Annotated in this window: 9 protein-coding genes; 5 read left to right on the plus strand and 4 right to left on the minus strand. The window is 71.6% G+C overall.

Annotated elements, in window-relative coordinates:
* Positions 1 to 14: 14 nt before the first annotated feature.
* Genes ACUZ2Y_RS05090 through ACUZ2Y_RS05105 form a run of 4 tightly spaced genes read right to left on the minus strand, consistent with a single transcriptional unit; the run spans position 15 to position 4485 of the window.
* A complete protein-coding gene (locus tag ACUZ2Y_RS05090; RefSeq protein ID WP_476327382.1) occupies positions 15 to 1268 on the minus strand; it encodes an ATP-grasp domain-containing protein in 1254 nt (417 codons plus the stop codon).
* A gap of 47 nt (positions 1269 to 1315) precedes the next feature.
* Positions 1316 to 1888, minus strand: a complete 573-nt coding sequence (locus ACUZ2Y_RS05095; protein ID WP_476327384.1) for an aspartyl/asparaginyl beta-hydroxylase domain-containing protein — start codon at positions 1886 to 1888, stop codon at positions 1316 to 1318.
* Between the two features lie 36 nt (positions 1889 to 1924).
* Positions 1925 to 3163: an MFS transporter gene (locus ACUZ2Y_RS05100; protein WP_476327386.1), complete on the minus strand. Its 1239-nt coding sequence runs from the start codon at positions 3161 to 3163 to the stop codon at positions 1925 to 1927.
* Complete coding sequence (locus ACUZ2Y_RS05105) at positions 3154 to 4485, minus strand: ATP-grasp domain-containing protein (RefSeq protein ID WP_476327388.1); 1332 nt, start codon at positions 4483 to 4485, stop codon at positions 3154 to 3156. Before ACUZ2Y_RS05105 ends, ACUZ2Y_RS05100 begins: the two co-directional genes overlap by 10 nt.
* Before the next feature lie 460 nt (positions 4486 to 4945).
* On the opposite strand from ACUZ2Y_RS05105, the gene ACUZ2Y_RS05110 reads away from it, so the two are divergent.
* From ACUZ2Y_RS05110 to ACUZ2Y_RS05130, 5 genes are read left to right on the plus strand one after another with little or no spacing between them, the layout of a single operon-like run.
* Positions 4946 to 6577 (plus strand): MBL fold metallo-hydrolase, encoded by a 1632-nt coding sequence (locus ACUZ2Y_RS05110; RefSeq protein WP_476327390.1) that lies wholly within the window; start codon positions 4946 to 4948, stop codon positions 6575 to 6577.
* A 7-nt stretch (positions 6578 to 6584) separates the two neighbouring features.
* On the plus strand, positions 6585 to 7838 hold the full coding sequence (locus ACUZ2Y_RS05115) for an ATP-grasp domain-containing protein (RefSeq protein WP_476327392.1): 1254 nt from the start codon (positions 6585 to 6587) through the stop codon (positions 7836 to 7838).
* Positions 7839 to 7863: 25 nt separating this feature from the next.
* A complete protein-coding gene (locus tag ACUZ2Y_RS05120) occupies positions 7864 to 11226 on the plus strand; it encodes a non-ribosomal peptide synthetase (RefSeq protein ID WP_476327394.1) in 3363 nt (1120 codons plus the stop codon).
* Entirely contained in the window at positions 11223 to 14165 is a 2943-nt protein-coding gene (locus ACUZ2Y_RS05125; protein WP_476327396.1) for a type I polyketide synthase, read from the plus strand. Before ACUZ2Y_RS05120 ends, ACUZ2Y_RS05125 begins: the two co-directional genes overlap by 4 nt.
* Positions 14150 to 15940 carry a non-ribosomal peptide synthetase gene (locus ACUZ2Y_RS05130; protein ID WP_476327398.1) on the plus strand — a complete coding sequence of 597 codons (1791 nt, stop codon included), beginning with the start codon at positions 14150 to 14152 and terminating at the stop codon, positions 15938 to 15940. The genes ACUZ2Y_RS05125 and ACUZ2Y_RS05130 overlap by 16 nt, the downstream gene beginning before the upstream one ends.
* The last annotated feature ends 14 nt before the right edge of the window (positions 15941 to 15954 follow it).

The raw sequence follows: 15954 nt of genomic DNA on the forward strand, positions 1-15954 counted from the left end.
GTGCTCGGGCGGGGTCAACGCAGCCGGTATACGAGGTCTTTGAGTTCCCGCACGCGCTCGTAGTCGCGCTCCAGTCGCTCAGCCGAGTCATGACCCAGGTGCACCGCCAGGGTGCTGGTGTAGAGGTCGATCGTCGGTTTGATCCGCCCGCCTGGCTTGAGCTTGACCCGCAGGTGAAGCACCGATGGTAGGGAGTTGATCTCGGCGACGACGTCCTCATCAATGCTCTCGATCACCCCGTCGAGCTCGGTCGGGGTGATCACCATGCACCCGTGCAGCAGCCGCTCGTAGATGCGGCCCGCATAGCGCTCCAGGAACTCCGTCGGGCGCACGGCCGCCAGCGCGGTGAGGTCCGCCTGGTTCGCGCCGAGGCACGCGTCGTTGTACGCGGGCACGACGCCGCCGGTCATCCGGGCGCCGACCTCGACGAGAGTGGGTCCCTGCGCGGTGAGGATCACCTCGGCGTGGGTGGGACCGTGGTCGATGCCGAGCGCGTCGAGCGCCGCGGACGTGTACGCGATCAGCTCCGCGACCTCCGGCGACGCCGGGTCCTGGATGTCGTCCCGGTCATAGATGTTGTGCACGCCCACCAAGCGCTTGCGGTACTTCCAGACCGCGCTCGTGTAGCGCCGACCACCGAGGGACACCATGTCCACCGAGTACTCGTGACCGGCCAGATAGGACTGGACGAGCACTTCGCGGTTGGCGTCCTCGAAGATGGTCGCCGAGCCCAACACCTGTTCCGCGGCCTTGCGAACCTGTTGCGGCGAGGTGCACACGGCGACGCCGTCGGTGGCCGCCGACGCGAGCGGCTTGACCACGACCGGGTAGTCCGCGCGGCGCTCGGCCCAGGCCACGATCTCCTCGGCGTCGTCGCTCTTGAACTGGTCGGCGCACCGCACGCCCGCCCGGCGCAGCGCTTCGATCATCTCGTACTTGTCGCGCCGGGCCTTGGATCCCGCGCTCGCGTTGCCGGGCAGGCCTAGCAGCTCGTTGAGCCGGTCGGTCCACTCGACACCGGGCTCCTGGCCGGTGACCACCGCCACCGGGGAGTACTCGGCGAGTTCGGCCGCGGCCTCCTCCGGCGTCGCGCACGCGATAGTGGCCCGATACGCGGTCAGATCCGGCAGCATCATCGAGGTCATCAGCTCAAGGCTGCTCTGCACGTGCACCACGTCCGCCCCCGCCCGCGCGAACGCGGGAGGGAGGTGGTTGCCCGAGGTGTACCCGTCGACGATCGCGGCGACTGGGCGCGGTTGTTCAGACATGTTCCTACTCAGGGTTTCTCGTTGGGCTGCGCGGGTGGGTAACGCGGTCACTCGACCTTCGTCATGGTCAGGTGGATGCGCGTGTCGCCACCGGCGTTGTACGCCGAGTGGTGCAGCTTGGTGTTGAGGATGTGGATGCGGCCGTCGGTCGGGACGTGGTAGGTGTGCCCGGTCCGCAGCAGCAGCCTGCAGTCCTCATTGGTCGTGATGGCCATGTGCGCGACACGGGAGGCGTCGGTGTGCATGTGGTAGATCTCCGACGGGTGCAGCGCGACCAGGCGCATGCGGCCGATCTGGAACGGCAGGCTCTGGTAGATCTCGTAGAAGTAGGTGTCCTTCAGCTCTTCGTTGAAGAAGGCGAAGTCGGCCTCCTCGAAGTTCTTCTCCCCGGTCACCTGGTTGAACTGGCCGTTGCCCGCGTCGTGCCACGGGTCCTCGGCGTTCGCGCGGTGGGTCAGGCCGAGCCTGCGCAGCCGGTGGTCGGGGTTCTCCGGGTCGGTGACCGGCACCCGGTCGACGACCTGCTGGTAGGCCTTGAGGATTTCCTCGTGTTCGAACTGGAGACCGGGCACCAGTTCGACCATCTCGATGTTCACGGATTCGATAACGGACTGGGACAAGACGCACCCCTTTGGAACGGTTGTGATGTGCGGAGATCACAGGTGTGCGGGACGCCACCTGTGCAGTGACCAGTCGACGAGCGGCTTGCAAGCCGCGCCGACCAGGAGGAATCCGGCGGCGATCGCCAGCCACGCGGGCGTGCCGTAGGTGAGCGCGAGACCGAGGACGGCGGGTGCCAGCGCTTCGGCGACCCCGCCGCCGAGGCCGAACACACCCGAGTATTGGCCTTGCGCGTGTGGTGCGGCCAAGCCGAACGAGTACTCCATCGACGCGGCCGAGTGCCACAGCTCGCCGATCGTGTAGACCGCCATCGACGCCAGCAGCAGGGCGATCGCGATGCCCGCGGGCCGGTCGCCCGCGGCCGCCATGATCAGCATGCCCGCGGCCACGGCCGCCCCCGCCCACAGCATGCGGCGGCCCGCGGTCTCGTGGTCGGACACGTCCCGGCTGACCACCACCTGCAAGGTGATGACCATCACGGTGTTGAGCGCGAGCGCCACGGAGACCATCCACCTCGGCGCGGCGGTGTGGTCGACGATCCACAGGGGCATCAGGAAAGTCGGCACGGCGAAGTGCAGCGACATCATGGAGTTCAGGACGGTCGCGGTGAGATACGGGCGGTCGCGCAGCGCCTCCCACCGGCCGACAAGCACCGGTGCGGCGACCGGGGCGAGTCGGGGCAGGCGGGTGAGCATGATCGCGCCGCCGACGAAGGCCAGCACGCGGCCGCCGATCAGGGCCAGGTAGGCGGTTTCGGTGTCGAGCTGGATCGCGATGCCCGCGGCCAGCGATCCGAGCGCCAGGGCGAGGTTGACCACCGAGCGCAGATACGCCCGGAACTTCGCGGGATTGTCCCCGCCGAAGCCCCGGATGAGCGGGGCCTTGCTCGACTTGTCGGCGGCGAACACCAGTCCGACCAGGATCGAGACGAGGATGTAGGGCACCAGGGTGGTGACGAACATGTAGCCGGTCATGGCCGCCGCGCCCGCGACCATGACCACGATCTGGGTTTCGCGGGCGCCGAAGCGGTCCGCGATCCGGCCCGCGAGCACGCCCGCGACCAGGCCGACCATGGCCCCGACGAACAGCCCCAGCGCGACCTGCGCCATCGGCAGCCCGACGATGCGGGTGAAGTAGAGCACACTGCCCGCCATGAACATGCCGCTGCCGAGCGCGTTGACGAACGACGCCGCCGCGAGCGCCTTCTGCGGCGGGGTCTCCGGCAGGAGCCTGGCCACCGGGCCGGGCTTGGCCGGAGCCTCGGTCAGCTCCACAGCTGGTCCTTGTAGTCCTCGTCGGGCCAGGTGTCGCGTTGCCAGGCGCGCAGCTCGCGCATCGGCCCGCCGGACGGCGCGATGAGCAGCCGCTCGTCGAACCACACGCGCAGCTCGTCGAACCGGCGCAGCATCGCCTCCTCCGACTCCGCGGAGACCAGGACCTGGGCGATGCGGGCGTTCGTGCTGCCCACCCCCGCGGCGATCTGGCCGCCGAAGGCGAACTCGACGCGCACGTACTCGACCCCGGGCAGTTCCCGCATCGCCGCGGGCGACGGGCAGCTGAACAGCGTGCCCGGCCTGCCCATCAGGTAGGTGCCGCCGATGGTCTCCGGTCGGATCTGGATGTCGAGGTCGGGCTTGCGGCCCAGTGCGCCCAGCAGGGCGGCCTCGCCGAGGTGGACGTTGAACTTGGCCTGGACTTCCTCGTGCACCAAGGCGCCGCCGCGGCGGGCGGCGCACTCGCCGAAGGTCAGCGTGCCCGCCTCGGCGTCGTAGAAGAACTCCATGTGGAACACGCCGTCGCGCAGCCCCAGCGCTTTCAGGGCGCGCCGGACGACGGGTTCGCCGAGTTCGTAAGCCCATGCTTCGGTGTCCGGGTCGAACCGGCGCAGCCAGAGCGGCAGCGCCTGGTCGACTGTGGACAGACAGGGCAGGCCGTAGCGTCCCAGCGCGCAGAACATGACCTCGCCGTCGTGGACGATGCCGTCGGCGACCCATTCCTCGCCGCCGTCGACGAACTCCTCCAGGGCGAACGTGCGCTGCGCGGTGCGCTCCGCGCGGTACTTGTCGCTGAGATCGCGCAGCTGCTGAAGCGAGGTGACCACCGTGGTCATGGCCGTGGCCGCGCCCGCGATGGGTTTGAGGACCGCGCGCTCGTAGGGCAGCGCCTCGATCCCGCTCACGTCATGGATGTCGTCGATGACCGTGGTTCGCGCGGCGGGGATCCCGACCTCGCGCACCCGCTGCTTCTGCAGGGTCTTGTCGCGGAAGCGCACGGCGGTGACCGGGTCGATCGCCCGCGCCCCAAGGTGTTCGGCGAGCACACCGGCGGTCACCATCGCCCACTCGTCGCTGGTCTGCACGGCGTCGAACCGGCGGTCGCCGAGCCCGGCGCGGTGCAGCGCGCTCAGCACGGCCTCCGGGCTCGACACCTGGTCGACGCGCAGCACGGTCATCCCGTCGGGCACCAGCTGCAGCCCATAGTCGTGCGCGCCCGCGCCCCAGGCCACCACGGCTTCGACGTCATGGCGTTGGCAGGCTTCGAGGACGTACTTGTCCACGCCGAGCATCAACACCAGCGGTCTGGGTGCAGCGGTCATCTGATCCATCGCATTTCCGGTATGACCGGGCCAAGGCCCGAACAGCGGACAAGAGGAAGTCGAACATCGAGACGATAGAATGGCAGGCGCCAACCAGGATGTCTTCCTCAATACTGCCTATATGCCCGACTACTCCGAGAATGCGGAGTTTCGGCGAGTCGCAATATGGGAGCGTATTCTGGCAACTTTTCAAGGCAGTTCGACGGTAACCACGCCTCCTCGGACGACTCAGCGGTCGCTCACGGGATGGCCCCCGCACAGTGGGGTGCACATGATTTCCTCACGAGTGCTGATTCAAACCACCGCATGAACCCGATTGGCGGATAAACTCGGCTCGCGCGTGGCCGTCGTTTCCCGCGGACCCGCGTCGAAGAATGTCGTCGACTCCGCTGGTAAACGCACGTATTCAGTCGTCGCCTGCCGCGGCAGGCGACGCGCTCACACTGTCTAAGGAATCCCGATGAGTTCGAGCAATGCCGCCATGCGCTATCTCGCCACATCGACCGTGGTGCAGCCGCTGATCCACCGGTGGTATGCCGTGCCCTACTTCGCCGCCCCGCACACGGGCGCGCTCAACCTCGCCAAGCGGCAGCTGCCCGCGCTGCGCGGCTACCTCGCCGCGCCCGAGGCGCACGCCATGGCGCTGACCAACCGCGACATGTTCGGCGCCCCCTTCGTCAACGCCCGCGAGGGTGGCCCGGCCGCCATCGAAGAGCTCGTCGAGCGCACCCTCAAGGAAGGCACGCCGCGACTGCGGCTCGCCGAGGACATCGACACCATGCGCGCGGTCCTCAAGGCGAAGGCCGACGGCGGGTCGCTGGCCCCGCTCTACGCCGAGCTCCCGCCGAGCCTGCACGGAGTGTCCGAACTGGTCTACGACACCGCGGGCAACGCGTCGCTGCGCTTCTTCGAGTCGCTGCTGTACCGCACCGCGGCGCTGCAGCCGGAGGCGCAGTGCGTCTCGCTGCTGCCCCGGCACGACCCGAACCAGCCGTTCGTCTACGGCTCCCCCGTCCTGCCCCATGGCCGCGCCGAGCTGAACGTCCCGTTCTCCGCGCCGGAACTCGGCGAGCTGTTCGCGGGCCACCGTCGCAAGGTCGACGTCGAGCAACTGGCCGAGCTGTTCAAGCTCGAAGGCGGGCAGCTCGACATCTTCCGCGGCCTGTTCACCGACCGCGAGCCCCGCCCCTACGACCACGCCGCGGCGGGCGAGGTGCGCATGCGCTACTTCGGGCACGCCAGCGTGCTGCTGGAGTTCGAGGGCTGCACGGTGATGACCGACCCGACGTTGGGTTACGACGACGACGGACACGAGCACTTCACCTTCGCCGACCTGCCCGAACGCATCGACGTCGTGGTGATCAGCCACGGCCACTCCGACCACTTCTCGCTGGAGACGCTGCTGCAGCTGCGCGACCGGATCGGCACGATCGTGGTGCCGCAGACCTCCGGCGGCACCCTGCCCGACTTCAACCTGCGGGTGTTCCTGGAGGGCTTCGGCTTCCGTAACGTCGTCGAGCTCGGCGAGGTCCAGTCGGTCGACCTCGGCGCGGCACGGATCACCGCGCTGCCGTTCCTCGGCGAGCACGGCGACATGGACATCCGGGCGAAGATGGTGCCGATGGTGCGCCTGGGCGGGCGCGGGTTCCTCTTCGCCACCGACACCTCGCCGATCGACCCGTCGATCTACGAGCTGGTCGGCCGCGAGATCGGCACCATCGACGCGCTGTTCATCGGCCTGGAGTGCGTCGGCGCGCCGATGAGCTGGCTCTACGGCCCGTTCCTGGACACCCCGATCGGCCGCGACCACGACAACGACCGCGGCCTCAAGGGCTCGTTCGCCGGCCCGGCCGACAAGGTGGCGCAGCAGGTCGGCGCGCGCAACGTGTTCGTCTACGCGCTGGGCATGGAGCCGTGGCTCAAGCACCTCAGCGGCTGCTGGTACGACCCGGAAGCCGAGCAGATCAAGCAGTCCACGCTGCTCACGGAGCTGTGCGGCCGTCGTGGCGTGCCCTCGGAGCTGCTCTACATCACCGCGGAGCGCAGCTGGCCCGCGGGCTCCGACGCGGTCGTCCCGACCCGCACGAAGTAGCGGCGCCGTGAACGCGGTGCTGGCGGTCGGCTACGACCGCGGGTCGGCGGGTCCCACCGAGCTGGCGGCCGCGGCCACGGCGTGCGGGGTCGAGGTCCGGCTCGTGGTCGACTCGACGTCCGACCATGTCGCACAGGTGCTTCCCGTGCTGCGCAGGCGGTTCGACGTCCTCGACACCGCCGGGCTGTCCCTTTCCGACGCCGCGGACGCGATCGCCGGTCGGGGCGCCGCCGGCGTGGTCACCTTCAGCGACCTCTGCCTGCCCATCGCCGCGGCGATCGGCGAGCGACTGGGCACCCGACGGTGGCACTCGCCCGAGGTGACCGCCGTGCTCTTGGACAAGGCGGCGCAACGCCGGACATGGGCGGCCGCGGGTTTGGACAGTACCAGGCACGCCGTGGTCGCCACCGAGTCCGAAGTGGACTCCGCGCTGACCGCGGTCGGCCTGCCCGCCGTGCTCAAGCCGCGTGGCGGCACCGCGGGTCAGCACGTCAGCCGGGTCGACAGCGTCGACGAGGCGCGGGCCGCCGCCCGCCGGTTCTTCCTCGACGCGGCACCCGGCGCCGAGATGGTCGCCGAAGAGCTCCTGTCGGGCGACCCGACGGTGGCGGGGGCCGCGTTCGGCGACTATGTCTCGGTCGAGGCGGCCGTGCACGACGGGCACTGCCTGCCGCTCGGCGTGGTCGGCAAGTTCCCTTTGGTGGCACCGTTTCGGGAGCGCGGATTCTTCCTGCCCGCCACCATCGACGCGGCCACGACCAAGCGGGTGCTGGCCGTGGCCGACGCGGCCGTGCGAGCCGTCGGGGTGCGCGACGGCGTCGTCCACACCGAGCTCAAGCTCACCGCGGCCGGGCCGCGGGTGCTGGAGGTCAACGGCCGGGCGGGCGGCCACGTGCCCGACCTGTTCGACCGGGCGCTGGGCTATTCGGTGGTGGAGACCGCGTTCCGGCTCGCCCTCGGCGAGGCGCCCGCCGCGCCGGAGCGGGGCTGCGCGGACGTGACCTTCCAATACGTGTTCCTGCCGCCCCAAGAGGCGGGCACCGTGGTGTCGGTCGACGGGCTCGCCGACCTGCGCGCCGTCGCCGGGATCGACCTGCTCGACCTGCGGGTGGCGCGCGGCCAGCGGGTCGACTGGCGCGACGGCGCGTTCGGCAGGCTCGGCACGGCCTACGGCCGCGTCCCCGACCACGCCGCGCTCGCCGCGCTCGCCGCCCGCGTCGAGGACGCGTTCCGCCCGACCTTCACTCATTCCATCCCGTAGTCGCAGTTCCAAGAGGAGTTCATCAATGGTGCACGGCAGCCTCACGGCCGCAGTGAGTCCGGCGCTGTCCGCGGCCCAGCGGAGGCTGTGGCTCGCGGCTCAGGTCGAACCGGACAGCTTCGAGTTCACGGTTCCCTGGGCGGCGCGCGTGCGTGGCCCGCTCGACGCCGCCGCGCTCGCCGCCGCCTGGCGGGCGGTGGTCGAGCGGCACGCCGAACTGCGGCTGCGGGTCACCGACCAGGCGGGCGAGCCCGGTCGCGCCGAGTGGGCGGTCGACGACCTGCCCGCCAAGGTCCGCGCGGTCGACGCCGCCGAGGTCGACGAGGAACTGCGCCGCGCGGCGAGCAGGGTGTTCGACCTGTCCGCACGTCCGTTGGCGGAACTGGAGATTCTTCGCGTCGGACCGGACGACCACGTGCTGCTGCTGACGGCGCACCACATCGTCACCGACGGGCGCTCGGTCCACCTGATCACCGACGACCTCTTCCGGTTCTACGCGGGCGATGCCGAGGCCACGCCGGCGGCGAGCTATGTCGACTACGCCGCGTGGGAGGAGGCCTCGTCGCGGCCCGCCGCCGACAAGATCGCCGCCTGGGTCGAGGAGCTGCGCGTCCCCATCGCCGACCGGCCGCTGGGCCTGGGCGAACCGCGCCCGGTCGACGGCAAGCGCGGCGCGGTCGTGCGGGTTCGGCTCGACGCCGCGCTCTGGGCGGCCGTGCGGGAAGCCGCACGGGAGCTGCGAACGACCCCGCAGGTGATCGGTATGGCCGCGCTCGGCCTCACACTGCGCCGCTACACCGACACCCCCGACATCGTGCTCGGCGGCACGATGGACACCCGCACCGGCACCTACGCCGACACGGTGGGCATGTTCATCAACCCCACGCCGGTTCGCCTGCGCGTGGCGGACGACGACACCGCGGCCGACTACCTCCGTTCCGCGCACCGCGCGCTGCTGCGCGCCTTCACCTTCCGGCACCTGCCGTTCGAGGAACTGGTGCGCGGCTTGGGGGCCACCCCCGCGGCGGGCCGCAGCCCGGTGTTCCAGGTGCTGTTCAACTATGTCGGCGGTCCGGCCCACTTCACCGTTCCCGACCTGGACGTCACCACCTTGGATTTCCCGGTCGAGGTGTCGAAGTACGACCTGACCATGTGGCTGCGTGGCGCGGGCGAGACCGCCGAGCTGGCGGCGGTGTACCGCGCCGAGCAGTACACCGAGGCGCAGATCCGGCAGTTCACCGGGCACTTGCGCACCGTGCTCGCGGGTCTGGTCGCCGGGCCCGCGGCTCGCGTCGACACCGTGCCCATGCTCGACGCCGCCGAGACCGCGAGGGCCATCGCCCTCGGTGAGGGTGGACCGGTCGCCGGAGCCGACACCACGGTACCGGTGCTCGTCGCCCAGATCGCCGAGGCGCATCCGGACCGGGCCGCGGTGATCTGGGCCGACGCGAGCTTGGACTACCGCGAACTCGAGGACTGGGCGGGGGTCATCGCGCAACGCCTGGGAGAGCGGGGCATCGGCGTGGGCGCGACGGTGGGTGTGCTGACCGAGCGATCGCCCGCGATGGTGGCCGCCGTGCTCGGCGTGCTGCGCGCGGGCGCCGCCTATGTGCCGCTCGACCCGGCGCATCCCGACGAGCGGATCGCGGCGGTCCTGGCCGACGCGGGCGCGACGTGCGTGCTGGTCACCGACACCACGGCGACCCGGACGGTGGTGGCGAGCATCCGGGTCGACAAAGAGCGCGGCGTGCCGACCACGGCCCCTCAGGTCGCACCCGCCCTGGGTGACGCGGCGTACGTGATCTACACCTCCGGCACGACCGGCGAGCCGAAGGGTGTCGTCGTCGAGCACGGCCAGTTGGCGGCGTCCACCGCCGCCCGGCGGGCCGCCTACCCGGGCGCGCCCGTGTTCTTGCACGTGTCCCCGCTCGCGTTCGACTCCTCGGTCGCGGGCCTGTGGGGCACGCTGACCGCGGGCGGCGCGGTGGTGGTCGCCGACGGCGACGACGTGCGCGACCCCGAGCGGCTGATCGCGTTGGTCCGCCGCCACCAGGTCACCGACCTGCTGTGCGTGCCGACGTTGTACCGCCTGGTGCTTTCCCGCGCGGGCGACGGCGCCGCGCTGCGCTCGCTGCGCCGGGTGATCGTCGCGGGTGAGGCGCTGCCCGAAGCCCTGCCGCGCGAGCATTTCGCGCTCGTGCCGGACGCGGAGCTGGTCAACGAGTACGGGCCGACGGAGGCCACGGTGTGGGCGAGCTACCGGCGCTACGACCGGCCCGGCCCGATCGACATCGGCGGTCCCATCGCGGGGGCACGGCTCTATGTCGTCGACAGCCAGGGCGGCCTGTCGCCGCACGGTGCGGTCGGCGAGTTGCACGTCGGCGGCGCCGGTGTGGCCCGCGGCTACCTCGGCCGCGACGCCGACACCGCACGCTCCTTCGGCGCCGACCGGTTCGCCGACACGCCGGGTGCGCGGGTCTACCGCACGGGCGACCGGGTGCGCTGGACCGACGCGGGCACCCTGGAGTTCCTTGGCCGCGCCGATCAGCAGGTCAAGATCCGCGGCCACCGGGTAGAGCTGGGTGCGGTGGAGACCGCACTCGGCGCGCTGGTCGGCGTCCGCGACGCGGCGGTGCTACCGGACACAGCGGGTGCCCGCCTCATCGGCTTCGTCGTCGCCGACGCGGGCTTCGACCCCACGGCCGCCCAGCGTCGGCTGGCCGACCAGCTCCCGGAGCCGATGACCCCACGGACCCTCCATGTCCTCGATGCGTTTCCCTGCACCCCCAACGGCAAGGTGGACCGCACCGCACTCGCGAAGCTCGCCGAAGCGCCTGCCCCGAACTCGGCAGGCGCCGGGGATGATGTGACGGCACGGGTGGCGGCCGCGTGGTCGAAGGTCCTCGGTGGCGTGAGCGTGGCGGTCGACGCGAACTTCTTCGACGTGGGCGGTCATTCGCTCTTGGTCCCCGCACTCCAGGTGGCCCTGGAAACCGAAACGGGCGCGAAACTGTCCATCGTGGACCTCTTCACCGCCACCACCATCACCGCCCAAACCCAACTGGTCAACGCCGCGAAGACCGCCGACAACGTATCGGCACAGGTCGCCGCCGCGTGGTCGAAACTCCTGGGTGGTGTCACCGTCGCGGTCGACGCGAACTTCTTCGACGTAGGGGGCCACTCGCTCTTGGTGCCGGCGCTACAAGCGGCCCTGGAAACCGAAACCGGCGCGAAACTGTCCATCGTGGACCTCTTCACCGCCACCACCATCACCGCCCAAACCGAATTGGTGCGCACCGCCGCCGTGGCGGCCGTCGAGCCCGCGCCCGACGACCGTCGGGCGCGGATGGCCGCCCGGTCCCGCCGCCGCGACGAGGTGTCCCAGTGACCCGCGACGACGCCTTCGACGTGGCCGTCACCGGCCTGTCCGCCCGGTTCCCCGGACCCGCCGACCTGGCAGGCTGGTGGGCCGCCATCCGCGCGGGCGAAGTGCTGACCACCCGGCGCACCCCCGACCAGCTCCTGGCCGCGGGCGTGCCCGAGGCGCAAGTCGCCGATCCCGACTACGTTCCCGTGTGCGGCTACCTCGACGACGCGGACCGGTTCGACAACACCCTGTTCGGCCTCAGCCCTCGCGACGCCGAGCTGACCGACCCGCAGCACCGGCTCATGCTGGAGGCCGCGTGGTCGGCACTGGAGGACGCGGGCCGCGACCCGTCCGACGACTCGGTGCGCACCGGGGTCTACGCCAGCTCCAGCAGCAGCGCCTACCAGCGCCGCATCCTGGTCGGCGGCAGGCTGCCGCACGACATGCACGACCGGCTGGAAGTCAGCACCGGCCAGGACTACATGGCCACCCGCATCGCCTACAAGCTCGGCCTGCGCGGACCGGCCCTGAGCGTCCTCACTGCCTGCTCGTCATCGCTTGTCGCCGTGCACACCGCGGTGCAGGCGCTGCTCAACGGCGAGTGCGACCAGGCCGTCGTCGTCGCCGCGTCCGTCGGCTTCCCGCAGGAGGGACACCTGCGGGTGCGCGGCGGCATCATGTCCGCGGGCGGCGTGTGCCGCCCGTTCGACGCGGGCGCCGACGGCACCCTCGCGGGCGCGGGCGTCGCCGCTGTCGTGTTGCGCAGGCTCGCCGACTCCCGCGCCGACGGCGTGACCCCGCACGGGGTGATCCTCGGCACCGCGGTCAACAACGACGGCTCGACGAAGGCCGGGTACAACGCGCCTTCCGCGTTGGGGCAGGAAGCGGTGATCCGGGCCGCGTTGCGTGCCGCGGATGTCCGCGCCGATTCCCTGGGCTACCTGGAGGCGCACGCGACGGGCACCTATGTCGGCGACCCGATCGAGTGGACCGCGATGTGCGCCGCACTGGCCGGGGTGCCCGAAGGCCAGATCGCCCTCGGCGCGGTCAAGGCCAACATGGGCCACCTCGACGCCGCATCCGGGCTGGCGTCGCTGGTCAAGGCCCTGCACGTGGTCAAGCACGGCGTGGTGCCCCCGGTCGCCGGGTTCACCGAGCTCAACCCGCTGCTCGCCACGGCGGGCGTGCCGCTGCTCGTCCCGACCGAGGAACGCCCGTGGACCGGCCCGACACCGCGCCGCGCGGGCGTGAGCGCGTTCGGCATCGGCGGCACCAACGCCCACGTCGTCATCGAAGCGCCGCATCCCGTGGCACCGCCCGCCGCAGCCCCGGCCCGCGACACCATCGTGGTGCTGTCCGCGGCCGACCCGACCGCGGTCGAACGGGCCGCCGCCCGCCTTTCGGCGCACCTCGCCGACACCGACGACCTCGCCGACGTCGCGCACACGCTGCGCCGCGGCCGGGCCGCCCAGCCGCACCGGATGGCCGTCGTCGGGCAGACCACGGCGCAGGTCGCGGACCGGCTGCGCTCCCCCGCCGACCAGGTCACCGGCACCCGCCCGGCCACCGGGGCCGCGCCACTGGTGTTTCTGCTGCCGGGTCAAGGCGCGCAGCGGCCCGGGATGGGCCTGCCGTGGCGAGCGCACCTGCCGGGGTTCGCCGACACCGTCGCCGACTGTCTCGCGGAGCTGCCATCCGAGCTCGCGGGAGAGATCGAGGCCGCCCTGTTCGACCCGGAACTCACCCGCGAGCGAATCGAACGCACCGAACTGGCCCAGCCCGCGCTGTTCGTCCTCGAATACGCCGCCGCGCAAGCATTGCGGGGACTCGGGCTCACGCCGGTGGCCGTCGCCGGGCACAGCCTCGGCGAGATCACCTCCGCGTGCCTGGCCGGTGTGCTCAGCCGCGCGGACGCGCTGCGACTGGTCACCGCCCGCGGCAGGCTCATGCGGCACTGCCCGCCGGGGACCATGCTCGCCGTCGGCTGCGCGGAGCACGAGGCGGTCAAACTCCTCGAAGACGCCGCGGACACCGTCGACGTCTCCGCGCTGGAGATCGCCGCGGTCAACACCGACGACAGCTGCGTGGTCGCCGGGCCGACGGCCGCGGTCGAGGCGTTCGCCGGGTGGATCGGCGACCGGGTTTTCCACAAGACGCTCGCCACCGGCCACGCCTTCCACAGCGCGCTCATGGACCCGGCGGTCACCGGGCTCACCATCGAACTCGACCGGCTCACCGCGCGCGCCCCCGCGATCCCGTTCCTGGCCAACGCCACCGGCGGGCTCATCCCGACCGGCGCTGCCGTCGACCCGCGGATGTTCGCCGAGTCGGCGCGCGGCACCGTCCGCTTCGCCGACGGGCTGGCCGCGCTCGCCGCGCGCTTCCCCAACGCGGTGGCCGTGGAGGTCGGGCCCGGCCGGGCGCTGAGCGGCATGGCCGCGGCCGTCGGCCTGACAACCGTCGCGATGGCGCCCGGCCGCGGCGGGCAGGCCGAGCCGCTGAGCGCACTGGCCGAGCTGTGGACCCTCGGCCAGCCGGTCGACCTCGGCGCGGTCAGCGGCCAGGGCAAGCCCACCCGGCTGCCCACCTACCCGTTCGCCGGACCCAGGTGGATCGCCCCCGAGGCCCTCGCCCAGCCGGTCAAGACCGCAGATCACACGGCGGATAACACGGCGGATCACAGCAAGGTCGCCGACTCCGAGGCGCCGAACACGCCGCGCGCGCTCGTGACCGCACTGTGGGCCGACCTGCTCGGCTACCCCGACCTCGCCGACGACGCCGACTTCTTCGATCTCGGCGGCGACTCCCTGGTCGCCATCCGGCTCGTCCGCAGGCTCGCCAAGGAACTCGACATCACCATCCCGATCCGCGACTTCGCGACCGCACGCACCCTGGGCGGACAGATCGCCCTGGTCGACAGCCTCACGCACGAGAAAGGCGCACTATGTCCGACCTTCTGAGGGCCGACCCACTGAGCCACGTCGACCGCATCGACACCATTGTCGGCCGGGTCGCCGCGGCGAGTCAGGACAAGGTCGCCGTGTCCGACGCGGGCGGCGACCTCACCTACGGCGAGCTCTGGGACAAGGCCCAGGACCTGGCCGCCGCCGTGCGCGCCTGGGGAATCCAGCCGGGAGACCCCGTCGCCGTGTACGCGCAGAGCAGCCGCGAGGCCATCACCGCGATGCTGGGCATCCTCGTCGCGGGGGCGTTCTACGTGCCGATCGACCCGACGTTCCCCGACCAGCGGGCGCGGTGGCTGCTCGAGGTCTCCGGCGCGAAGCTGGTGCTGCTCTCCGACGACCACCGGCCCGCGACCGACCTCGGCGTGCCCGCGCGCCACGTGCGTGAGGCGACCGCGGGCGCACCGCGGGTCGCCCCCACCGGATCGCCGGACTCGGTGGTGTACATGATGTTCACCTCCGGCTCCACCGGAGTGCCCAAGCCCGTCACCGTCCCGCACGGCGGCATCACCGCGCTGCTGCTGCGACCGAGCCCGCTGCGGACGGAGCCCGGAGACGGCGTCCTGGCGAGCGCCACACTGGCCTTCGACACCTCGGTCCTGGAGATCTGGTCGGCGCTGCTGGTCGGCGCGTCGGTCATCTGCGCCCGCGGGTCGAGCACCACCCTGCAGGGACTGGCCGCGGTTGTCGCGGACCCCCGGGTGACCGTCGCGCACCTGAGTCCCGTCCTGTTCGCCCTGATGGTCGACAACTATCTCGACGCCCTCGGCGGGCTGCGGCTGCTGGGCTCCGGCGGGGATGTCATGCCCACCGCGCAGTCGGCAAGGGTGCGTGCCGCCCATCCGGGGCTGCTCCTGGTCAACAGCTACGGACCGACCGAGGCCTGTGTCGTCAGCACGGTGTTCGACGTGTCCACTTGGGACGAGACCGAGTCGGCGACCGTCCCGATCGGACACCCGCTCGCCGGTTCGGTCTGCCATGTGCTCGACGACGCGCTGGCGCCGGTGCCCGACGGCGTCGCGGGCGAGCTGTTCGTCGGCGGCGACCGCATCGCCATCGGGTACTCGAACGACGCCGAACTCACCGCGAGCCGGTTCCTCGACGACCCGTTCTCCGACCAGCCGGGCGCGCGCATGTACCGCACCGGCGACCGGGTCCGCATGCTGGCAGGCGGCGCGCTGGAATTCCTCGGCCGCACCGACGCCGAGGTCAAGGTGCGCGGCTACCGGGTCAACCTGACCGAGTCGCAGGTGGTCCTCGCCGCCGACCCCGAGGTCGCCCAGGCGGTCGTGGTGGCCGTCGGCGATCCCGGCGACCGCTCACTGATCGGGTTCGTCCGCCCGAACACCGCGGGCGTGGACGTGGACGCGTTGCGCGAGCGGGCATGGGAACGCGCGCCGCGGCACGTCGTGCCCGACAAGATCATGATCCTCGACACGTATCCCCTCGGCCCCACCGGCAAGGTCGACAAGCGCGCGCTGGTCCACCTCTGGGCCAACCGTCCCGACGCCGAACCGGCCGCGCCTGGCGGCGAGGACACCGACGAGGACACCGCCGCGCTGAGCGCGCTGTGGACCACCCTCGCGGGCTCGCCCCCGGCGCCGGGCAAGGACTTCTTCCACTGCGGCGGCAGCTCGCTGGGGCTCATCCAGCTGATCGAGGAGATCGATACCCGCTTCGCCGTCGAACTCGACTTCGCCGAGGTCTACGGCCTGCGCTCGTTCGACGAACTGCGCGACCTGGTCCGGTCCGCCGAGTCGGCGCTGTCATGACCGCCCCTACCGAG

The organism is Actinokineospora sp. UV203, from assembly GCF_056323665.1.